The organism is Providencia sp. PROV080, assembly GCF_033688105.1.
In the GTDB taxonomy this organism is placed as follows: Bacteria; Pseudomonadota; Gammaproteobacteria; order Enterobacterales; family Enterobacteriaceae; genus Providencia; species Providencia zhejiangensis.
In genome coordinates, this window is the sequence record NZ_CP096346.1 from 43,846 (window position 1) to 64,903 (window position 21,058).

18 protein-coding genes, 2 tRNA genes and 1 rRNA gene are annotated in these 21,058 nt (G+C 41.4%); 10 read left to right on the top strand and 11 right to left on the bottom strand.

Translation table 11 applies throughout. The features are described from left to right. Positions 1-31 precede the first annotated feature (31 nt). The 7 genes from atpE to asnC form a co-directional block, all read right to left on the bottom strand. Positions 32-271, bottom strand: coding sequence for a F0F1 ATP synthase subunit C (gene atpE / locus M1F03_RS00160; RefSeq protein ID WP_004393045.1), 240 nt, complete (start codon positions 269-271; stop codon positions 32-34). A gap of 45 nt (positions 272-316) precedes the next feature. Then, the gene (gene atpB / locus M1F03_RS00165; RefSeq protein ID WP_163860455.1) at positions 317-1,135 is read right to left on the bottom strand and encodes a F0F1 ATP synthase subunit A; all 819 of its coding nucleotides are present in this window, start codon (positions 1,133-1,135) and stop codon (positions 317-319) included. A 33-nt stretch (positions 1,136-1,168) separates the two neighbouring features. Further along, the gene (gene atpI / locus M1F03_RS00170) at positions 1,169-1,546 is read right to left on the bottom strand and encodes a F0F1 ATP synthase subunit I (protein WP_154623599.1); all 378 of its coding nucleotides are present in this window, start codon (positions 1,544-1,546) and stop codon (positions 1,169-1,171) included. A 602-nt stretch (positions 1,547-2,148) separates the two neighbouring features. Continuing rightward, positions 2,149-2,772: a 16S rRNA (guanine(527)-N(7))-methyltransferase RsmG gene (gene rsmG / locus M1F03_RS00175; RefSeq protein WP_251464823.1), complete on the bottom strand. Its 624-nt coding sequence runs from the start codon at positions 2,770-2,772 to the stop codon at positions 2,149-2,151. Positions 2,773-2,774: 2 nt separating this feature from the next. Next, positions 2,775-4,664, bottom strand: coding sequence for a tRNA uridine-5-carboxymethylaminomethyl(34) synthesis enzyme MnmG (gene mnmG, locus M1F03_RS00180; RefSeq protein WP_154625031.1), 1,890 nt, complete (start codon positions 4,662-4,664; stop codon positions 2,775-2,777). 378 nt (positions 4,665-5,042) lie between these two features. Continuing rightward, positions 5,043-5,483, bottom strand: coding sequence for an FMN-binding protein MioC (gene mioC, locus M1F03_RS00185; protein ID WP_154625032.1), 441 nt, complete (start codon positions 5,481-5,483; stop codon positions 5,043-5,045). 91 nt (positions 5,484-5,574) lie between these two features. Continuing rightward, positions 5,575-6,036, bottom strand: coding sequence for a transcriptional regulator AsnC (gene asnC / locus M1F03_RS00190; protein WP_154625033.1), 462 nt, complete (start codon positions 6,034-6,036; stop codon positions 5,575-5,577). 161 nt (positions 6,037-6,197) lie between these two features. On the opposite strand from asnC, the gene asnA reads away from it, so the two are divergent. Further along, positions 6,198-7,190 (top strand): aspartate--ammonia ligase, encoded by a 993-nt coding sequence (asnA, locus tag M1F03_RS00195; RefSeq protein ID WP_154625034.1) that lies wholly within the window; start codon positions 6,198-6,200, stop codon positions 7,188-7,190. Here the strand turns inward: asnA and viaA are convergent, their stop codons facing one another. Both viaA and ravA read right to left on the bottom strand, forming a co-directional pair. Further along, positions 7,191-8,648: an ATPase RavA stimulator ViaA gene (gene viaA, locus M1F03_RS00200; protein ID WP_251464824.1), complete on the bottom strand. Its 1,458-nt coding sequence runs from the start codon at positions 8,646-8,648 to the stop codon at positions 7,191-7,193. Positions 8,649-8,650: 2 nt separating this feature from the next. After that, positions 8,651-10,165 carry an ATPase RavA gene (gene ravA / locus M1F03_RS00205; protein WP_251464825.1) on the bottom strand — a complete coding sequence of 505 codons (1,515 nt, stop codon included), beginning with the start codon at positions 10,163-10,165 and terminating at the stop codon, positions 8,651-8,653. Positions 10,166-10,551: 386 nt separating this feature from the next. Here ravA and rbsD point away from each other — a divergent pair, with 386 nt between their 5' ends. From rbsD to rbsR, 6 genes are all read left to right on the top strand, one after another. Further along, positions 10,552-10,971 (top strand): D-ribose pyranase, encoded by a 420-nt coding sequence (gene rbsD / locus M1F03_RS00210; RefSeq protein WP_154625037.1) that lies wholly within the window; start codon positions 10,552-10,554, stop codon positions 10,969-10,971. A gap of 7 nt (positions 10,972-10,978) precedes the next feature. Next, positions 10,979-12,493, top strand: a complete 1,515-nt coding sequence (gene rbsA, locus M1F03_RS00215) for a ribose ABC transporter ATP-binding protein RbsA (RefSeq protein ID WP_196714145.1) — start codon at positions 10,979-10,981, stop codon at positions 12,491-12,493. Then, positions 12,490-13,452 carry a ribose ABC transporter permease gene (gene rbsC, locus M1F03_RS00220; protein WP_154625039.1) on the top strand — a complete coding sequence of 321 codons (963 nt, stop codon included), beginning with the start codon at positions 12,490-12,492 and terminating at the stop codon, positions 13,450-13,452. The genes rbsA and rbsC overlap by 4 nt, the downstream gene beginning before the upstream one ends. 24 nt (positions 13,453-13,476) lie before the next feature. Further along, complete coding sequence (gene rbsB, locus M1F03_RS00225; RefSeq protein ID WP_154625043.1) at positions 13,477-14,367, top strand: ribose ABC transporter substrate-binding protein RbsB; 891 nt, start codon at positions 13,477-13,479, stop codon at positions 14,365-14,367. A gap of 84 nt (positions 14,368-14,451) precedes the next feature. Further along, positions 14,452-15,381 carry a ribokinase gene (rbsK, locus tag M1F03_RS00230; protein ID WP_154625040.1) on the top strand — a complete coding sequence of 310 codons (930 nt, stop codon included), beginning with the start codon at positions 14,452-14,454 and terminating at the stop codon, positions 15,379-15,381. A gap of 3 nt (positions 15,382-15,384) precedes the next feature. Beyond that, on the top strand, positions 15,385-16,386 hold the full coding sequence (gene rbsR, locus M1F03_RS00235) for a ribose operon transcriptional repressor RbsR (protein ID WP_167520906.1): 1,002 nt from the start codon (positions 15,385-15,387) through the stop codon (positions 16,384-16,386). Here the strand turns inward: rbsR and mdtD are convergent. Both mdtD and M1F03_RS00245 read right to left on the bottom strand, forming a co-directional pair. After that, positions 16,383-17,789 carry a multidrug transporter subunit MdtD gene (mdtD, locus tag M1F03_RS00240; protein WP_154625041.1) on the bottom strand — a complete coding sequence of 469 codons (1,407 nt, stop codon included), beginning with the start codon at positions 17,787-17,789 and terminating at the stop codon, positions 16,383-16,385. The two genes, rbsR and mdtD, sit on opposite strands and share 4 nt — an antisense overlap. Positions 17,790-17,840: 51 nt before the next feature. Then, entirely contained in the window at positions 17,841-18,539 is a 699-nt protein-coding gene (locus tag M1F03_RS00245) for a FadR/GntR family transcriptional regulator (protein ID WP_154625042.1), read from the bottom strand. Positions 18,540-19,051: 512 nt separating this feature from the next. Between M1F03_RS00245 and M1F03_RS00250 the strand changes: the two genes are divergently transcribed. The 3 genes from M1F03_RS00250 (at position 19,052) to M1F03_RS00260 (ending at position 20,942) form a co-directional block, all read left to right on the top strand. Further along, positions 19,052-20,591 (top strand): 16S ribosomal RNA (locus M1F03_RS00250). A 66-nt stretch (positions 20,592-20,657) separates the two neighbouring features. After that, positions 20,658-20,734 (top strand) — tRNA-Ile (locus M1F03_RS00255). A 132-nt stretch (positions 20,735-20,866) separates the two neighbouring features. Further along, positions 20,867-20,942, top strand: a tRNA-Ala gene (locus M1F03_RS00260). Positions 20,943-21,058: the final 116 nt, after the last annotated feature.

Genomic DNA, 21,058 nt, shown 5'->3' on the forward strand with positions numbered 1-21,058 from the left:
AGTTAACGTTCTAAGTGTTCTGTAACTAAAGTTAGGCAACAGCGAACATTACATACAGGCCCAGACCAACAGCAATCATCGGAATAGCATCGACAAGACCCATTACGATAAAGAACTGAGTACGCAGCAGAGGGATTAAATCTGGCTGACGAGCAGCACCTTCTAAAAATTTACCACCTAGGATGCCGATACCGATCGCAGCACCGATCGCCGCTAAACCCATCATAATAGCAGCAGCCATGTACAGCAGATCCATATTCAGGTTTTCCATGACAGTCTCCAGTTTGTTTCAGTTAAGACAATATTGATAGTTAAATTAATGCTCTTCAGATGCCATCGACAGATAGACAACAGTCAGAACCATAAAAATAAAGGCTTGTAGCGTAATAATCAGTATGTGGAAGATAGCCCAAGGCAGGCTTAGCAACCACTGTGACCACCACGGAAGCAGAGCCGCGATAAGAATAAAGATCAATTCACCTGCATACATGTTACCAAACAGTCGCAGACCGAGTGATACAGGTTTTGACAGCAGGCTTACCCCTTCAAGAATTAAGTTAATAGGAATAAAGACTGGATGATTGAAAGGTTGAAGAGTCAACTCTTTCGTAAATCCACCGATTCCTTTCATCTTAATGCTGTAGAAGAGGATCAGGATAAACACGCCAATCGCCATAGATAGAGTGACACTAACATCTGCGGTTGGTACTGCACGTAATGCAGGTAACCCGAGATAATGCTCAGCAATATACGGTAGGAAATCGATTGGGAGTAAATCCATCAGGTTCATTAAAAATACCCAGACGAACACAGTTAATGCCAAAGGAGCAATAACCTTGCTCTTACCGTGATACATATCACGGACTGAGTTATCAACGAAACCAATGATCAGTTCTATTGCAGTCTGTAACTTACCGGGTACGCCACTAGTCGCATTAACTGCAACTCTTCTAAATAGCCACAGGAACAAAGCCCCGAGAACTACTGAGAAAAAAAGCGAGTCAATGTTCAACGTCCAAAATGTTGGACTAGCGTGGGGATCGACCAACTTAAAGGTACTCAGGTCCAACTGAAGGTTTTTCAGGTGGTGGCCTATGTAATCCTCTGTAGTCATCACTTCTCCTGATGCAGACATGATGCCTCTTACCCTTTTGTAGTTTAAAAATACTTACCGCCTTAAAACGGCTGGTGCAACAATCTGAACAATTAGCACCGCTAAATAGGTCAAACCCAGTGGTGTCAATGACGCTTTAAACACACCGAAAGCAATGACTAACACAGTAATGGTTGTTACAACCTTTAGCCCTGCTCCTAATGCAAAGAACCAGGCAATGCGGACAGGTTCATCCTCTTCTTTTGCTTTCTGAAAATGGGCTAGCAGCATAAATACGATATTAGGTAACCAGCATGCTAAACCACCCGCAAGAGCAGAGGCCCCCCATTCTATACTATTTGCACAGAAAGCCCCACTGAGGATCACAAAAGTTATTAGCTGAAATGACAACTGCTTTACTGCATGCTTGTTGTCGTAAAGGGATACAGACATAACTTTTTGTACTCCCAGCTGTTCTCAGCCTCAGAAACGCTAAGTGTTGTATAAAACTGTCTTTGCTTAAATGTGTCAAGAGACAAAAACGAGCAAATTATACGGGCAGGCGAAATGAATTCAATCAGTAAGTAGCGAAAAGGTGAATAAATATTTAATTTTTTCGAGATAGCGCAGAAATGTGGCAATAATAATTAATAAATAGTTAATGACTCGACAATCAAAAACATTTTTCTGTGATACAAATCACATTTCATGTTAGTTACATTATTAACGGGGTCAAGGTTTCTAATTAAGAAAAAAAAGATTTAAGCTTTAAATCAAATAATTAAAAACGTTATTTTTCAATCGAAAAAAAGATGTAATAAATCAAATATTTCATTATTAATGATCTTAAACATCCAAGTGATTTATCTAAAATCTCTGTTTAGCGATATTTTTTAATGTCTAATGTGTATTTTTGATAGTTATTCGTTATTACCGTGTAAAAGTAACGTAAAATCCGAATTGGTAAAATCCCCCTAAAAATAAAAATAGCAGTAACATTGTAAATGTGACTGCTAAAGCTCTAAAAGATAAAATTTAATTGATAAAAAGCAACTTTATTTTAAAGATAAAATCACTAAATGACGTTGCTCATCAAGATCAGGGACTTTCAACTCAGTGATAGAGTCAATGGAAAATGGGTTAGGTAGGTCAGAAAGTTCATCCTCACGCACGACACCTTTCAATGCATAAAACTTCCCAGACGACTTAGGAAGATGGTGACACCAGTTCAACATATCGCTTAAAGAAGCAAATGCGCGGCTAATCACACCATCAAAACCGATTTCGGGTTGATACTCTTCGACACGAAATTGCACTGGCTCAATATTACTTAGCCCTAACTCATGTTGAACCTGTTTCAGGAAGCGAACTCGCTTCCCTAGGCTGTCAAGTAACACAAAATGTGAGTCAGGACGAACAATCGCAAGAGGAACTCCCGGTAAACCGGGTCCAGTTCCAACATCAATAAATGATGTCCCCTTTAGCTGACCGTTCACCACTATGCTATCCATAATGTGGCGAATAAGCATTTGTTGAGGATCACGAACAGAAGTCAGGTTATATGCCTTATTCCATTTATCAAGTAATTCCACATACCCAACTAACTGTTGTTTTTGTTTCTCCGTTAATTCGATATTCGCAAGTGTCGATAAACGCGTTAGGTGCGCTAATAAACTCATTTTTAAGCACTCCTACGTAGCATGCCTTGCTTTTTCAACCAAACAAGCAAAATGGAAATAGCCGCTGGGGTAATTCCTGAGATACGTGAAGCTTGGCCAATTGAAGTTGGTTTATGATCATTCAATTTTGCCATCACTTCATTTGACAGCCCTTTCACTTGCTTATAATCAAGGTCGACAGGGAGTAATGTATTTTCATTACGTAATTGTCGTTCTATCTCTTCTTGCTGACGAGCGATATAACCTTCATATTTAACTTGTATTTCAACTTGATCAGCAGCTTGAGGATCTGTGATCCCCGGCGCAAAACGGCTCAGTGACGTCAATAATTGGTAATCCATTTCTGGACGACGCAGTAAATCTTCACCATTGGCTTCTTTAGAAAGTGGTACTGACAATATTTGGTCTATTTCATCATGGCCTTCTGCTTTAGGATGAACCCAAATGTCTCTCAAGCGCTGACGCTCTTTTTCAATCAACTCCACTTTGTTATTAAAGTGAGCCCAACGTACATCATCAACGAGGCCTAATTCACGACCTTTTTCGGTTAAGCGAAGATCCGCGTTATCTTCACGTAGCATTAATCGATATTCTGCACGGGAAGTAAACATACGGTATGGTTCTTTGGTACCTAATGTACAAAGATCATCAACCAACACGCCCATATAAGCCTGATCGCGACGAGGGAACCAGCCTTCTCGATCAAAGGCATATTGAGCAGCATTCAGTCCAGCGAGTAAGCCTTGTGCTCCCGCTTCTTCATACCCTGTTGTACCATTGATCTGGCCAGCGAAAAATAAGCCATTAATAAACTTGCTTTCAAGGGTTTGTTTGAGATCTCGAGGGTCAAAGAAATCATATTCGATAGCATAACCTGGACGTATGATCCTCGCGTTTTCCATTCCTTTCATTGAGTGAACTATTTGCATTTGCACATCAAATGGAAGGCTGGTGGAGATACCATTTGGGTATATCTCATTACTTGTTAATCCTTCAGGCTCTAAAAAGATTTGGTGTGCATTGCGATCAGCAAAGCGCATCACTTTATCTTCGATAGAAGGACAATAACGAGGACCGATCCCTTCAATGATCCCTGCATACATAGGACTACGATCAAGGTTATTTCTGATCACATCATGCGTTTTTTCATTGGTATGAGTGATATAACAGGGTACCTGCTGTGGATGTTGATCTTGTGATCCTAAAAAGGAGAAAACAGGCATGGGATCATCACCAAGTTGCTGAGCTAATTGGCTAAAGTCAATTGTTCTAGCATCTATTCTCGGTGGGGTACCTGTTTTTAAGCGATTGACCCGTAAAGGCAGTTCTCTTAAACGCTGTGAAAGAGAAATAGAAGGTGGATCACCTGCTCGGCCACCGCTGTAGTTTTCTAAACCAATATGGATTTTTCCATCAAGGAAAGTTCCAACGGTTAGCACAACGGCTTTAGCTTTAAATTTTAGCCCCATACGGGTAATAGCACCCGTTACCGTATTGTTTTCAACAATTAAATCTTCAACAGGTTGTTGGAAGATCATTAAGTTAGGCTGGTTTTCTAAAGCGGTTCTGACGGCTTGACGATAAAGTACTCGGTCTGCTTGTGCACGTGTTGCACGAACAGCAGGTCCTTTACTGGCATTCAACGTTCTAAATTGAATACCCGCTTTGTCAGTTGCAGTGGCCATTAAGCCACCAAGGGCATCGATCTCTTTAACCAGATGTCCCTTACCGATCCCACCGATGGCTGGGTTGCAGGACATCTGGCCCAAAGTATCAATATTGTGAGTCAGTAATAGGGTTTGACGCCCCATACGTGCAGCTGCCATTGCTGCTTCAGTACCGGCATGACCACCACCAATTACGATGACGTCAAATTGCTCTGGATAAAACATGTGTGAACCTTAACGTTAGAAAAATGCTGACTGTTGCATTCGAGGAGAGAATTCTACTCAAGTTTTAAGGATAGACCAAGCTAAGTTGATCCGAGCCTTATAATATAAAGATCTTTTTATTTAAAGATCTCTTTATTAGATCTTTTATTAGGATCATCAGTATCTGTGGATAACTGAATATTCACTATAAAGATCATAAAACTGTAAAGGATCATATACTGTGAATGATCCGTGATCCTTTTGCGTATAAGCTGGGATCTAAAAGGGTAGTTATACACAGCCCATGGCGACATTAAAACTTATACTCTGGATAACTACCGGTTAATACCGAGATCTTACCAGAGTTATCCACATCTGATCGTTGTTATTTTGAACAAATCAGAGTTCGATCGCCCAAGTTTTAACCCATTCACCTGCTGGATCTTCAGGAATTTCATGTTGCTGAACATCAATTTCGAGTGGTTCGCCGATCCTTTTAGCACCATGATCGATTAATAAGGTGTTTAATTTATGAATTGCGCCACAAAAAGTGTCATATTCAGAACTGCCAATTCCTACACTGCCAAATTGAACCTGACTGAGATCAGGCGATTGACTTTCTATTTGTTCAGCGAGAGGTTGAATATTTTCAGGAAGATCACCCGCACCGTGCGTTGAACTCACCACCAGCCATAAACCTTCACGTGGTAGTGAATCTAGGTCTGGTCCATGTTGCACTTCGGTTTCATGGCCAAGTTCTTCTAAGATCTCTGCCATATGTTCTGCAACATACTCAGCACTCCCCATTGTGCTGCCGCTTATTAGGGTTACTTTTGTCATGGTGATTCCCGATCGCTACATTAGGGCGCTATTGTACGCTGTGAATGAGCTGGGATCTACCTGTGGATAATGTGGTTATAGAAATTTTTTTTTATGGGCTAATTGTTCTCATGATCGGGTTCTGTAGCGAGATCAGTGTTTCTGTGGACTGAATTTCATCTATCGTTTGAATTTTGTTGATAAGTACGTCTTGGAGGGCATCAATCGATCGGCACATCACTTTAATAAAAATGCTGTACTGCCCAGTCGTATAGTAGACCTCAACCACTTCTTCTAGGGCGTCTAATTTTTTGAGGGCGGTGTGATAATCTTTAGCACTTTTCAAAATAATGCCAATAAAGCAGCACACATCAAAACCGAGTTGTTTCGGGCTGATATCAATACGTGTTCCTGTAATGATTCCTGCCTGTTTCATTTTTTCTACACGCACATGAATTGTGCCTGGGCTGACAGAGAACTTTTTAGCCAGTTCTGCGTAAGCGGTACGTGCATTTCTCATTAATTCGTGAAGTATGTCACGGTCGAGATTATCGATCTGATAATTTTCAGGCATTATTACCTCCTTAATTTAACGAATTCTTATTTTTATACCCATTTTTTTAGATAAAATAAATGTGAAAGTGTTTTTTTAATGAAGTATATTGAATTCCACCCCTATTTTGTTGCTTAATCTACACATCGGCTAACGCAGCTAACAAATTATGGGTGAATACAATGGACAAATCATTTATCGAACAACAGCAACAAATCAGCTTTGTAAAATCTTATTTTTCACGTTTACTTGAAAAAGAACTTGGCTTGATTGAAGTTCAAGGTCCTATCTTAAGTCGTTTAGGTGATGGTACTCAGGACAACTTGTCTGGCCATGAAAAAGCGGTTCAAGTAAAAGTAAAATCAATTCCGGATGCAACCTTTGAAGTGGTTCACTCCTTGGCAAAATGGAAGCGTAAGACATTAGGTCGATTCGATTTTAAGCCAGGCCAAGGTCTCTACACTCATATGAAAGCGTTACGTCCAGATGAAGATCGCTTAACCCCAATTCACTCAGTCTATGTTGATCAGTGGGATTGGGAAAAAGTGATGGGTGATGAGGAACGTACTCTTCCTTATCTGAAGCAGACAGTGGGTAAAATCTATCAGGCAATAAAACAAACAGAAGCCGCCATTAGTAGCGAATTTGGACTGGCACCGTTCCTGCCAGAACAAATTCACTTTATCCACAGTGAAGAACTGCTACAACGTTATCCTGATTTAGATGCAAAAGGCCGTGAACGTGCAATTGCAAAAGAATTAGGTGCCGTTTTCCTTATCGGTATCGGTGGCAAACTTTCTAACGGTGAAGCGCATGATGTTCGTGCTCCAGACTATGATGATTGGACAACCGAAAACGAAGAGGGTTATAAAGGCTTAAACGGTGACATCATTGTGTGGAACCCAGTGTTGCAAGACGCATTTGAAATCTCGTCAATGGGGATCCGTGTTAGCCCTGAGTGCCTGACTCGTCAGCTAAGCTTAACAGGCGATGAAAAGCGCATGGAGCTAGAATGGCACCAAGCATTAGTCGAAGGCAAAATGCCACAGACTATCGGCGGCGGTATTGGTCAGTCACGTTTAGTGATGTTACTGCTCCAACGTCAGCACATTGGCCAAGTTCAATGTGGTGTTTGGTCTCCAGAAACTCGTGAATCTGTTGCGGGTATGCTGTAGTTAGCGACTAAAGCGGCGCAATAACCTGCTCTTTAACCCAGTGTCAAAGCGCCAGATATGATCAAATATCTTCATGATACTGGGTTTCCCATAATTTGAAACAGATACCGCATGGAAGCGGTATTTCCCTGCCTTTTGTAGTGATCTTATTTTTTGTATTAATTCGTCAGGTAAACGTTGCGCGACAAAGTCTGAAATAATCACAGTGTCAGCATCCACCCACGATGGTGATTCAAGTTGTTTGACGGTTTCTTGTAAGCAACTAGCCAAATCAGTTCCGCCACGAAATGTCTGATGCAAAAAGCGCATACATTGTTCTAACCCGTCTGCGGAGACTAAGTCATAGTGAACGATTTCAGTAGAAAATAACATGATATGACATGAACGGTTATCCGCCAGCGCAATTTTTAATAATGCGAGGCAAAAGGCTTTGGCACAACGTTCATTGATTCCCCCCATCGAACCTGACGTATCAATACAGACAATGAAAGGCCCTCTAGGCTGTTCTTCATGATGATGATGAGTGATAGGGCGAAGTACTCGCCTTTCTTGCCAACTTTCCCCCTGTAATCGATAGGTCATTAACTGTTTTTCAAGCAACTTACGATAGAATTCAAACTCAACGTCTTCTAATCCCAACATAGCTAATTCTGTGGGGAGTAAGCGTAAAATATCATCACTTTGATTAAGTCCGTTGACTTGCTCAGGTACCGTTTCTGGTACTTTTTCTAAGAGGGTCATCGGTTCGAGAAGTACGCTATTTTCAGGTAATGAACGCGCAGATTGGCTACGACCTAATAGTTGAGCTATTTTTTCCAATTCAGGCTGTTGGCGTAAAAAATCACTGTAGTGGTTCAATAACTTATCATTATAGACTGATGCGGTATTGAGTCCTTTGCTTAAATCCCATAGCCGGCCTGCTGCTCGTTCATTCTCACCGAGAATTTCTTCTAGATTACCACTTAGTGCAAGTCGCCTTTGTAATTCAGCTAATAATTGTTCTTTTTCTTGTTCTAACAACTCTTTATGTAATGTTGTGACTTGTAAGATTAAATTAATACGCCAACGCTGAATGAATAGACTTTGTCTCGCACTATAATTATCAATTTTACCCGTCGCTAGTTTGCGGGCTTCTGGATAAAAAGGTGAATCTAACTGCTCTAGTTTTGTGATTAAATCCGGTAATTGGTTAAAAAACAACTCAGTTGCCTGACCTAGAGCGCGTTGGTAAAGTTGAAACTCCTCAGCGAGTTGAGCAGGCACTAAGGCATCTTGCAGCTTTTGTTTAAGATCTTTTTTCCATTCCGATAAATCTTTTAATAGTGCTTTCTTGAGCCGAGGATGTTTTTCAAAGAAAACGGCTAATTGCGGTGTGGCGAGAAGCGATATAATGATCTCTTCGATTAATTGGCTTTCATTAACGGAAAGCAATAGGTCTAGCGTGGCTAAACTCAGCATGGTTAATCCACCACTTTACCTATGATTTGGTTACGTAAATGAGTTAATTTCTCCGTTAACTTAATAAAGCTCTCTTCTATGCCAGCCAGCCACTTTGATTCAATAAATAAATTGGGTTGTTGTTTTTCAAATTGGTAACGTGCCGATTGAATATCTTGTTGGATTTTATCTAGTTTTTCTAGCCATACTTGATTATCTGTTTTATCACTGCGGGTTGTTAACGCCTGTAGATAGAGGGTTGAAGCTTGATGGCTAACATCCAATAACTGAATTTGATTCATAGTGTTTATTTCAGCTGCAATTTCTTGTGCGAACCCAATACCATTAAGGTGAGCTGATAGGGTTGTGCCTTTAGTGAGAAAATGAGTGAGCGATTTTTTATCTGTAGTAATAAATGTCACTTTTATATCATGCAATTGCAGGGGCTTATGCAGAAACAGTGTTAAACGACCCTCTTTGATCTCTTCAGGCAACGTATAGGTAGGGCGGCGAGCAAACATCGCCGTGCTTTTAGTGACTTTAAAGGCATTTTGGTTATTTTGTTCTTGTGTTGATGATGTCCATTCTTGATAGAGCATTTCCATTTCACGAGTGTATTTTCTTTGCTGCCAACCATCTTCCTCTAATATTGATTTGATTAGCTGAGGCAATGTATTCATTGATTGCATGTCATGCCATAAACAATCTTTCAGTAGCACAATATCAAGAGGCGAAACTTCACTTCTACCATTAAAAAATGCGCTTGCTTGTAATAAATAAACGGCTTTTTTCCAACGCCTATCAGATACATAAAGCTGTTTATCCGTGACATCTAATTGTTGGCGAAGCTGATAAATGAGTTCAAAACAATGATCGGGCAGCGTTATTTTTGGTATGTGTTGCTGCCACTCAGCATATTCATCATCACTGATTTTTAAATGATCAGGTACGAGTGATTCCTCTTTTGGCGGTTTACCAGTTAATAGTGATCTAAAATTTTGTTTTTCTTGTACTTTATCGAGCCAGATACGAATAAGCATTCTATCAAATAAGGCTTCTAAGCTATTATCTGCATCGGGAAGTTCGTTAGATGCGGTCACTAATAAACGCATTGGAATAGCGCTTTCATCATCACCATTTCGAAACTTTCGCTCGTTGATTGCCGTTAAGAGCGTATTCAAAATAGCGGGGCCGGCTTTCCAAATCTCATCAAGAAAAACAACTTCAGAATCGGGTAAATAGCCTTTTGTCAGTCGTTGATAGCGCCCTTCATCCTTAAGAGCTTGTATGGATAATGGACCAAAAATTTCTTCAGGAGTCGAAAAACGCGTCATCAAATATTCGAATGCATTAGCATGACGAAAAGCATACTTCATACGGCGAGCTATCAAGCTTTTAGCGATACCTGGAGGACCTAAAAGAAAAACGCTCTCGCCACTTAATGTGGCCAATAAGCATAAACGTATCGTTTGCTGGCGTTCATACAGTCCACTTTCAAGATAGTTACTCAGTTGGGCAATTCGTTCCGCTAGCTGCATATTGGTTCCTTTATGATTACTTAGGCAACATCTCGTCATACTTCAAGTTATCGCTTTGTTAGCTGTTCGTATTATGCATAGAGAGTGAGCCACTCATTGACGAATTAACTGCTTCTCGAATTATTGAGAGTATATATTGTTAGGTTATCTATCCTGAGATAATTTGTGCAATGTCTTTTGTTATTTTTTCTTTGATTCCTAATAGTGAATCACAAAAACGATTCAGCTTTAACTAATTCAATAAGTTCACCTTTCTATCTGTTTTCCCTGTTAACGAAACGTTTCGATAGCGATCACAAATCTTAGTCAATAATGTTGAGTTGTTGACTTTCTTATCTATATTAGATTGAGCGAAACGTTTCGCTCAGACAGGAACAGTGGAAACAATGAAAAAAGGTATTTTGCTTAATTCCAATATTACGTCAGTCATCGCCAAGTTGGGCCATACTGATCATATTGCCATCGCTGATGCAGGGTTACCTATACCACAACAAGTTGAGCGTATTGATTTAGCCATCACACAAGGATTACCCGATTTTATGTCTGTACTGAGTGTTGTTACTCAGGAAATGCAGGTTGAAAAAGTGATTCTGGCTGAAGAAATTATGACGGTAAATCAAAAAATGGAGCAAGCCATATTAGCACACCTGAAAGCATTAGAGCTTACGCAAGGAAAGCCAATCGAAGTGGAATATTGTCGTCATGAACACTTTAAAAAAATGACGCACGATAGCAAAGCGGTGATTAGAACAGGAGAGTGTTCACCTTTTGCGAATGTGATCCTCTGTTCCGGTGTGACCTTCTGAGGTGTGTATGCAACCTTTATTAGAACTTATCGGTATTGAAAAATCTTTTCCGGGTGTAAAAGCGCTAAATGGTGCTTCACTTAATGTCTACCCAGGAAAAGTCATGGCGCTGGTTGGGGAAAATGGTGCCGGCAAATCAACCATGATGAAAGTACTCACAGGAATTTATAGTAAAGACGCAGGTGCTATTCGTTATTTAGGGAAAGAGGTTACATTTCATGGCCCTAAAAACTCTCAAGAAGCAGGGATTGGTATCATTCACCAAGAACTTAATCTGATACCTGAACTTTCTATTGCCGAAAATATTTTTCTTGGCCGCGAGTTTGTGAGTCGATTCGGTAAAATTGACTGGAAAACCCTATTTAGTGAGTCTGATAAGTTACTAAAACGTCTTAACCTTGATTATGACAGCCATCAATTGATTGCTGAATTATCAATTGGCGAACAACAAATGGTTGAGATAGCAAAAGTCTTAAGCTTTGAATCTAAAGTCATCATCATGGATGAACCGACCGATGCGCTTACTGATACAGAAACGGCATCACTCTTTCGCGTTATTGAAGAATTAAAAGCACAAGGGTGCGGGATTGTTTATATCTCTCACCGCTTAAAAGAAATTTTTGAAATTTGCGATGATGTAACTGTGTTTCGCGATGGGCAATTTATCGGCGAAAAAAGTGTAAAAACGTTAAAAGAAGAAACGCTCATAGAGATGATGGTGGGGCGTAAATTAGAAGATCAATACCCGCGTATTAGTGTGCCCGTTGGGGATGTACGTTTACAAGTTGAAAATCTATCAGGCCCAGGGGTCGATAATGCCAGTTTCTCATTAAGAAGTGGTGAAATTTTAGGCGTGTCGGGACTGATGGGGGCTGGTCGTACAGAACTAATGAAAATCATCTATGGTGCCGTAAAGAAAAAATCCGGTGAAGTACGCCTTGATGGCAAAAGTATCACATTAAAAACCCCACAAGACGGCTTAAATAACGGCATTGTCTATATTTCAGAAGATCGTAAGCGTGATGGTTTAGTACTAGGCATGTCCGTCAAAGAGAACATGTCGTTGACAGCACTTCGTTACTTTAGCCGTGCTGGCGGCAATCTTAAACATAAAGAAGAACAACAGACGGTCGGTGACTTTATTCGCTTATTTAATATCAAAACCCCTTCCATGGAGCAGATTATTGGCAACCTATCAGGAGGAAACCAGCAAAAAGTCGCGATTGCGCGTGGCTTGATGACAAGGCCTAAAGTCCTGATTTTAGATGAACCAACTCGAGGTGTGGATGTAGGGGCTAAAAAAGAGATCTATCAATTAATTAATCAATTCAAAAAAGAAGGGCTGAGTATCATTTTGGTCTCTTCTGAAATGCCAGAAGTGATTGGAATGAGTGACCGCATTCTGGTTATGCATGAAGGGCGTATTAGTGGTGAGTTTTCAGCTCAACAAGCCACCCAAGAAGTGTTAATGGCTGCCGCTGTTGGCAAAAATTACGGCTCAGTTCAGGAGTTATCCGTATGACATCGAATACCACAACCTCAAAACGTTGGTTCAGCAAAGCATGGCTAATGGAACAAAAGTCATTAATTGCGTTATTAGTATTAATAGCTATCGTTTCATCGCTTAGCCCGAATTTTTTCACCCTTAATAACCTGTTTAATATCCTGCAACAGACATCGGTTAACGCCATCATGGCGGTGGGGATGACGTTGGTGATCTTAACGTCCGGTATTGACCTATCTGTTGGTTCATTACTGGCCTTAACTGGGGCTGTTGCGGCATCGATGGTGGGGGCTGATGTGAATGCCTTCGTCGCCGTTGCGGGAGCATTAGCCCTTGGTGCTGCTATCGGTGCATGTACAGGTGTGATTGTGGCTAAAGGCAAAGTGCAAGCCTTCATTGCGACCTTGGTTATGATGCTATTACTGCGTGGAGTAACCCGTGTTTATACCGATGGCAGCCCAATCAATACTGGTTTTAGTGATAATGCGGATCTGTTCGGTTGGTTTGGTATCGGTCGACCATTTGGGGTTCCAACACCAATTTGGCTGATGATCATTGTCTTTGCTGCGGCATGGTATTTATTACATCACACACGTTTAGGCCGTTATATCTATGCACTAGGTGGGAATGAAGCGGCAACTCGACTATCGGGTATTAATGTTGACCGAATAAAAATTATTGTTTACGCCTTATGCGGGTTACTTGCTGCATTAGCAAGTGTGATTGAGGTTGCCCGCCTATCTTCCGCACAGCCGATGGCGGGTAATGGCTATGAACTAGATGCGATTGCTGCCGTTGTTCTCGGAGGAACAAGCCTTGCTGGTGGTAAAGGGCGTATTGTTGGCACGTTGATTGGTGCGCTGATCTTAGGTTTTCTTAACAATGGATTAAACTTATTAGGTATCTCGTCAAACTATCAAATGATTGTGAAAGCAGTCGTTATCTTATTAGCAGTGCTGGTTGATAATAAAAAGTAACCTATACCCTACAGGAATACGATGATGAAAATGAAAAAACTCGCAACTTTACTTTCAGCGGTCGCTTTGAGTGCCACCGTTAGTGTGAATGCAATGGCTAAAGAGAGTATTGCTCTGGTGATCTCTACCCTCAACAATCCATTCTTTGTGACGATGAAGGACAGCGCCCAAAAAGAAGCTGATAAATTAGGTTATGAACTCATTGTTCTGGACTCTCAAGATAATCCAGCTAAAGAGTTAGCCAATGTTCAGGACCTAACCGTTCGCGGTACTAAGCTAATGTTAATTAACCCAACAGATTCAGATGCTGTTGGTAATGCTATCGTTATGGCAAATAAAGCGAATATTCCAGTTATTACTCTTGACCGTGCGGCAAATAAAGGCGAGGTGGTCAGCCACGTTGCTTCAGATAACCGTATGGGAGGAAAAATGGCGGCCGACTTTATTGCTCAAAAAACAGGTAATGATGCCAAAGTTATCCAATTAGAAGGGATCACCGGAACTTCAGCGGCACGTGAGCGCGGTGAAGGTTTCAATACGGGAGCTAAAGAGCATAAATTTAATGTATTAGCGAGCCAACCTGCTGATTTTGATAGAACTAAAGGTTTAAACGTTATGCAAAACTTGCTAACAGCGCACCCTAGCGTACAAGCGGTTTTTGCACAAAACGATGAAATGGCTCTAGGGGCATTAAGAGCGTTACAAACCGCGGGGCGTGATGATGTGTTGGTTGTTGGCTTTGATGGTACTAATGATGGTATTAAAGCCGTTGAAGGTGGAAAATTAGGCGCAACAATCGCACAGCGTCCAGATCAAATTGGGATCGTTGGTGTACAAATCGCCGATAAAGTATTAAAAGGTGAAAAAGTTGAACCAACCGTACCTGTAGAGTTAGAACTGGTTGTTAAAAAATAATCGAAACTAAACCGCCGTTAATCATAACGGCGGTTTGCTTTATTTGCGAATATAAAGAAAAAAATGCAAAAGGAAATACATGTTATGGGCACAGCTAAACTGGTCGTTTTAGGTAGCATCAATGCTGATCATATTTTAAATATTGAGCAATTTCCGCAGCCTGGAGAAACAGTGAGAGGGAGTCACTATCAAGTTGCATTTGGTGGAAAAGGTGCAAACCAAGCGGTTGCTGCCGGACGAAGTGGTGCTGATATAACATTTATTGCTTGTGTAGGTAACGATAGCATTGGGCAAAACATTAAGACACAACTAAAAAATGATAATATTAATGTTGAATGCATTGATGCGATTGATAACGAAACAACGGGTGTTGCGTTGATTTTTGTTAATCAACAAGGTGAAAATGTGATTGGCATCCATGCTGGAGCAAACGCTCATTTAACAGAAGAAAGAGTTACACATTACCAACAAAAAATCATCGATGCTGACGCAGTATTGATGCAATTAGAATCCCCAATCGAAGCAGTCCAACTCGCGGCTGAAATTGCGCAAAAAAATAATACCAAAGTGATTTTAAACCCTGCCCCTGCTCAAGCACTTCCTGATTCATTACTTGCTTTGATTGATGTGATTACGCCAAATGAAACTGAGGCAGAACATTTAACTGGCATTGCAGTGAAAGATGAGCAAGGTGCTCAAGCGGCAGCTCAAATTTTACATGATAAAGGTATCAGTAAAGTGATGATTACCTTAGGTGCTAGAGGTGTCTGGTATAGTGAAAAAGGTTCAACAGGGACAATTATTGCTGGATTTAAAGTTAAAGCCGTCGATACAATTGCTGCCGGAGATACTTTTAATGGTGCCTATGTTACGGCTTTGCTCGAAGGTAAAAGTGATGCAGAAGCGATCATTTTTGCGCATGCCGCAGCAGCGATTGCTGTGACTAGACCGGGTGCTCAGCCCTCTGTACCGTGGCGAAATGAAATTGATGCATTTTTAACTCAACAGGAATAACTTGTGGCAACTATGAAAGATGTTGCGCGCCTAGCCGGTGTTTCAACATCCACCGTTTCTCATGTCATCAATCAAAATCGCTATGTCAGCGAAAGTGTGACATTACGAGTCAAAAATGCGATTGAACAACTCAACTATGCTCCATCAGCATTAGCACGTAGTTTGAAAATGAATCGCACCAATACAATTGGTATGTTATTGACGACCAGTAATAACCCTTTTTATGCGGAAGTCGTTCGTGGTGTTGAACGAAGCTGCTATGAACGTGGTTTTAGTTTAATCCTTTGTAATACAGAGGGTGATCTTCAGCGAATGAACCACAGTTTAGAAACGTTATTACAAAAGCGTGTTGATGGTTTATTAATCATGTGTACGGAAGTGCAAGGGCCATCAAAAGAGGTACTTTCTCGTTATCCAGCCGTTCCAACTGTGATGATGGATTGGTCTCCATTCGAATCAGGAGGCGACATTATTCAAGATAACTCTTTCCTTGGCGGTGAAATTGCCACACGTTATTTAATTGATGCTGGATTCACACAAATAGCCTGTATTGCTGGCCCTCAGGATAAATCTCCAGCTCGAGCGCGTTTCCAAGGGTTCATGCAAGCAATGAAACAAGCATCATTAAAGATTCCGGATGAATATATTATTTTCAGTGATTTTGAATTTGCTGGTGGTTTTAATTCAATGAATAAACTGTTGGCACTTGATAATCCCCCGAAAGCTATTTTTGCAGGGAATGACGCGATGGCCGTTGGGGCTTATCAAGCCATTTTTAGCAAAGGTCTTAAAGTCCCTGACGATATTTCAATTATTGGTTACGATGATATCGATCTATCACCTTATATGATCCCGCCATTGACGACGATTCACCAACCAAAGGATGAGTTAGGTAAATTAGCAGTCGATCAGCTTATTTTTCGGATGGATAATCCTGAAGCGGATGCTAATGTTTTAGTATTGACGCCCAAACTTGTTGAGCGCCAATCAGTGAGAAGTAACTAGTTCTTATCGGATGGTTGTGACTTATTCTTTATTAAGTTTTGACCATCGCTTTTTTTCAATAATAAGAACACAAATGCGGAAACCAAGGTAATGACACCAATAGTGATAAAGGTGTAATGAAAATTATCAACGATATTTCCATTTGGTAACCCTTCATAAAAACTCAATATGGCTGCACTCACGGCAATACCAAAACTAATAGAGAGCTGCTGAGTCACCGCAAGCATACTATTTCCCGCACTAGCATTATTATCGGTTAAATCAGCTAAGCAAATGGTATTCATTGCCGTAAATTGCGTTGACATAACCATGCCGAGTACAAATAAAGGTAACACCAATAAATAGATAGACATATTTGGCGTCTGAAGCGAAAACTGAGCGATCATGAAACTAATAATGACGGTGACGGTAAATAATGTTTTGCGATAGCCAAAGCCAGTTAATATTCGTGTTACTGCTGACTTAGCAATAATGGATCCTATTGCCATTGGTGCCATCATCATACCTGCGACGACGGCTTCATAGCCAAATCCAACTTGTAACATTAGTGGCATCAAAAAGGGAATGCTGCCGGTTCCTAACCGAGTGGCAATATTACCGCTAATACCAATACTAAAGGTGCGAGTCTTAAATAAGTTTAAAGGAATAATGGCATGTTTGATTCTTCTAGCGTGGAAGATATATAGGAATAAACAGAAGAACCCCCCTAAAACAATCGCTGCTGGGATATAGCTCGGTAAGGATTTATCACCAAATAAATCGAGACTGACAGATAACATTACAAGGCCAAAACCAAAGAGTATAAAACCAAGAACATCAAACTTACGTTTTGGCATTTTAAAGTCAGGCATCGATTTTAACGCGTATAAAATCCCTAAAACGCCAATAGGAATATTGATAATAAAAATCCAATGCCATGTCGCGTAAGTCACAAGTACCCCACCTAATAGTGGACCTAAAATTGGACCCACTAACCCAGGTATAGTGACAAAGTTTAAGATCGGAAGTAATTCACTACGTGGGTATGCGCGAATTAATGCTAAGCGAGCAACAGGCATCATCATTGCGCCACCAATACCTTGTATAACTCGCGAGATAACTAAAAAAGTTAATGAAGGTGATAAAGCACAGAGAAGGGAGCCAAAGGAAAACAGCGAAACGGCTATAATAAAAATGCGGCGAGTGCCAAATCTATCTGCAAACCAACCACTCACAGGAATAAGCAGTGCGACAGTTAATGTATAACTAACAATCGCTGATTGCATCGCTAGAGGTGAATGATGAAGACTTTTGGCGATATCCGGTAACGCCGTATTAAGAATAGTTGCATCAAGGGCTTGCATGAAAAATGCCATTGCGGCTATCCATGGAAGACCTGACATGCTTTTGGCTGTTTTTAACATCGGTAACCTATTAAAAAATAAAAGTTAAAGCAAACATAGAAAGTTATCGTGTTAGATATTTTTCCCTGTGATAGTTAATAACTTATAGCAGAGATCAAACGCTTTGGCGCTATTACCTTTTATTATGGCATTTGCCAGTTGTTGATGAGTTTCGACTTCAATAACGTCATTTTCAGTAATAGCATCAAAATAAAACTGATAAACAGAACGGAATAAATTGGCAAAAGAAATCAGAAATGGATTTGCACAAGCTTCATATATAGATAAGTGAAAGCGATGATCAACATCTATCCAACGTTGCCTATCAAATTGTTTCGCTAATAATTGCATTTCATTAGCCAATAATTTGAGTAATTTCGTTTGTTCACCTGTGGCATGTTGTGCAGCAAAGTAACAAGCCTGTGGTTCAATTGCGAGTCGCACTACATGGAAATGTTTTATCACAACGTCTTGTTCATCGCTGTTTATCCACCATTTTAGTAGATCTTGATCCAAAAAATTCCAATGAGAGGAAGGCATTACTCTTGTTCCTATCCTAGGGCGAGCAAGTAGCATGCCTTTTGCAGCGAGAATCTTAACGGCTTCTCTTATTGCAGTGCGACTGGCTTGGAATTTGTCAGATAACTCCGCTTCACTCGGTAGTATAGCGCTAGGTAAATACGTTCCTTTCAATATCTCTTGTCCTAGTTGTTCAGCAATGAGATAAGAAAGGTTCTTTTGCGAAGCTGTTTGCTGCTCACTAAATTCCATAATTGATTCCAATACATAACCTTAAGCGATTATATTACGTGAGTTAACGAATAATTGCTGCTGAAATAATCAATTCTACCGCTGTTTTAGTTGAATTTTCACCGTTTTGGTGAAAAAAAGCGCGAACGAAAAGAAAATGCAAAATAAGGGTTGCCAGAATTTTCTGACTCCCTATAATGCGCATCCGTTGTCACGACAAACCGCTTCGGTGGTCAGGTTGAAAAAGAAACCCTCGTGATGACTGAGGTGAAAAAGAGAGAAAAAGTTGAAAATAATCACTTGACTTTCTGACAGAAAAACGTAGTATACGACACCTCGCGACAACAACCTAAACGGTTAATATCGAAAGATAAAGTCGCAACGCTCTTTAACAATTTATCAGACAATCTGTGTGGGCACTCACAGGACACTATCAAAAAAATATTTGATTTTAAGTCTTGAAGAGTGACTAACACGTTAATTCATATATGAAAGAATGTAGTCAGTTTAATTCTTTGAGCATCAAACACTTTTAATTGAAGAGTTTGATCATGGCTCAGATTGAACGCTGGCGGCAGGCCTAACACATGCAAGTCGAGCGGTAACAGGGGAAGCTTGCTTCTCGCTGACGAGCGGCGGACGGGTGAGTAATGTATGGGGATCTGCCCGATAGAGGGGGATAACTACTGGAAACGGTGGCTAATACCGCATAATCTCTAAGGAGCAAAGCAGGGGACCTTCGGGCCTTGCGCTATCGGATGAACCCATATGGGATTAGCTAGTAGGTGGGGTAATGGCTCACCTAGGCGACGATCCCTAGCTGGTCTGAGAGGATGATCAGCCACACTGGGACTGAGACACGGCCCAGACTCCTACGGGAGGCAGCAGTGGGGAATATTGCACAATGGGCGCAAGCCTGATGCAGCCATGCCGCGTGTATGAAGAAGGCCCTAGGGTTGTAAAGTACTTTCAGTCGGGAGGAAGGCGTTGATGCTAATATCATCAACGATTGACGTTACCGACAGAAGAAGCACCGGCTAACTCCGTGCCAGCAGCCGCGGTAATACGGAGGGTGCAAGCGTTAATCGGAATTACTGGGCGTAAAGCGCACGCAGGCGGTTGATTAAGTTAGATGTGAAATCCCCGGGCTTAACCTGGGAATGGCATCTAAGACTGGTCAGCTAGAGTCTTGTAGAGGGGGGTAGAATTCCATGTGTAGCGGTGAAATGCGTAGAGATGTGGAGGAATACCGGTGGCGAAGGCGGCCCCCTGGACAAAGACTGACGCTCAGGTGCGAAAGCGTGGGGAGCAAACAGGATTAGATACCCTGGTAGTCCACGCTGTAAACGATGTCGATTTGGAGGTTGTGCCCTTGAGGTGTGGCTTCCGGAGCTAACGCGTTAAATCGACCGCCTGGGGAGTACGGCCGCAAGGTTAAAACTCAAATGAATTGACGGGGGCCCGCACAAGCGGTGGAGCATGTGGTTTAATTCGATGCAACGCGAAGAACCTTACCTACTCTTGACATCCAGAGAATTTAGCAGAGATGCTTTAGTGCCTTCGGGAACTCTGAGACAGGTGCTGCATGGCTGTCGTCAGCTCGTGTTGTGAAATGTTGGGTTAAGTCCCGCAACGAGCGCAACCCTTATCCTTTGTTGCCAGCGATTCGGTCGGGAACTCAAAGGAGACTGCCGGTGATAAACCGGAGGAAGGTGGGGATGACGTCAAGTCATCATGGCCCTTACGAGTAGGGCTACACACGTGCTACAATGGCGTATACAAAGAGAAGCGACCTCGCGAGAGCAAGCGGAACTCATAAAGTACGTCGTAGTCCGGATTGGAGTCTGCAACTCGACTCCATGAAGTCGGAATCGCTAGTAATCGTAGATCAGAATGCTACGGTGAATACGTTCCCGGGCCTTGTACACACCGCCCGTCACACCATGGGAGTGGGTTGCAAAAGAAGTAGGTAGCTTAACCTTCGGGAGGGCGCTTACCACTTTGTGATCCATGACTGGGGTGAAGTCGTAACAAGGTAACCGTAGGGGAACCTGCGGTTGGATCACCTCCTTACCATTGAAGTGTTCTTGTGAAGTGTTCACACAGATTGTCTGATGAAATAGAGTCAACGGTATCAATAGGCTTGTAGCTCAGGTGGTTAGAGCGCACCCCTGATAAGGGTGAGGTCGGTGGTTCAAGTCCACTCAGGCCTACCAAAATCGAATTAATACTGCGTTATAACTTAGCTCGTTTACCCACGTAAACGTCGCCAAGTTATGCCTTACCTAAATTCGATTTGGCTTTTAATTTCTTGATTAAAGAAAAGACGATACTGATAAACCTGTTATGGGGCTATAGCTCAGCTGGGAGAGCGCCTGCCTTGCACGCAGGAGGTCAGCGGTTCGATCCCGCTTAGCTCCACCATAATACTTTTGAATTATTCAGAATAGATTAGTTATAGTCTATTGCGAATAATTATGCTCTTTAACAATCTGGAACAAGCTGAAAATTGAAACAACGCACATTGTTTATCGCTTAAA

Coding starts and splice junctions, on each gene's coding strand:
- atpE (WP_004393045.1), bottom strand. CDS start 271: ATGGAAAACCTGAATATGGATCTGCTGTACATGGCTGCTGCTATTATG.
- atpB (WP_163860455.1), bottom strand. CDS start 1,135: ATGTCTGCATCAGGAGAAGTGATGACTACAGAGGATTACATAGGCCAC.
- atpI (WP_154623599.1), bottom strand. CDS start 1,546: ATGTCTGTATCCCTTTACGACAACAAGCATGCAGTAAAGCAGTTGTCA.
- rsmG (WP_251464823.1), bottom strand. CDS start 2,772: ATGAGTTTATTAGCGCACCTAACGCGTTTATCGACACTTGCGAATATC.
- mnmG (WP_154625031.1), bottom strand. CDS start 4,664: ATGTTTTATCCAGAGCAATTTGACGTCATCGTAATTGGTGGTGGTCAT.
- mioC (WP_154625032.1), bottom strand. CDS start 5,483: ATGACAAAAGTAACCCTAATAAGCGGCAGCACAATGGGGAGTGCTGAG.
- asnC (WP_154625033.1), bottom strand. CDS start 6,036: ATGCCTGAAAATTATCAGATCGATAATCTCGACCGTGACATACTTCAC.
- asnA (WP_154625034.1), top strand. CDS start 6,198: ATGGACAAATCATTTATCGAACAACAGCAACAAATCAGCTTTGTAAAA.
- viaA (WP_251464824.1), bottom strand. CDS start 8,648: ATGCTGAGTTTAGCCACGCTAGACCTATTGCTTTCCGTTAATGAAAGC.
- ravA (WP_251464825.1), bottom strand. CDS start 10,165: ATGCAGCTAGCGGAACGAATTGCCCAACTGAGTAACTATCTTGAAAGT.
- rbsD (WP_154625037.1), top strand. CDS start 10,552: ATGAAAAAAGGTATTTTGCTTAATTCCAATATTACGTCAGTCATCGCC.
- rbsA (WP_196714145.1), top strand. CDS start 10,979: ATGCAACCTTTATTAGAACTTATCGGTATTGAAAAATCTTTTCCGGGT.
- rbsC (WP_154625039.1), top strand. CDS start 12,490: ATGACATCGAATACCACAACCTCAAAACGTTGGTTCAGCAAAGCATGG.
- rbsB (WP_154625043.1), top strand. CDS start 13,477: ATGAAAATGAAAAAACTCGCAACTTTACTTTCAGCGGTCGCTTTGAGT.
- rbsK (WP_154625040.1), top strand. CDS start 14,452: ATGGGCACAGCTAAACTGGTCGTTTTAGGTAGCATCAATGCTGATCAT.
- mdtD (WP_154625041.1), bottom strand. CDS start 17,789: ATGTTAAAAACAGCCAAAAGCATGTCAGGTCTTCCATGGATAGCCGCA.
- M1F03_RS00245 (WP_154625042.1), bottom strand. CDS start 18,539: ATGGAATTTAGTGAGCAGCAAACAGCTTCGCAAAAGAACCTTTCTTAT.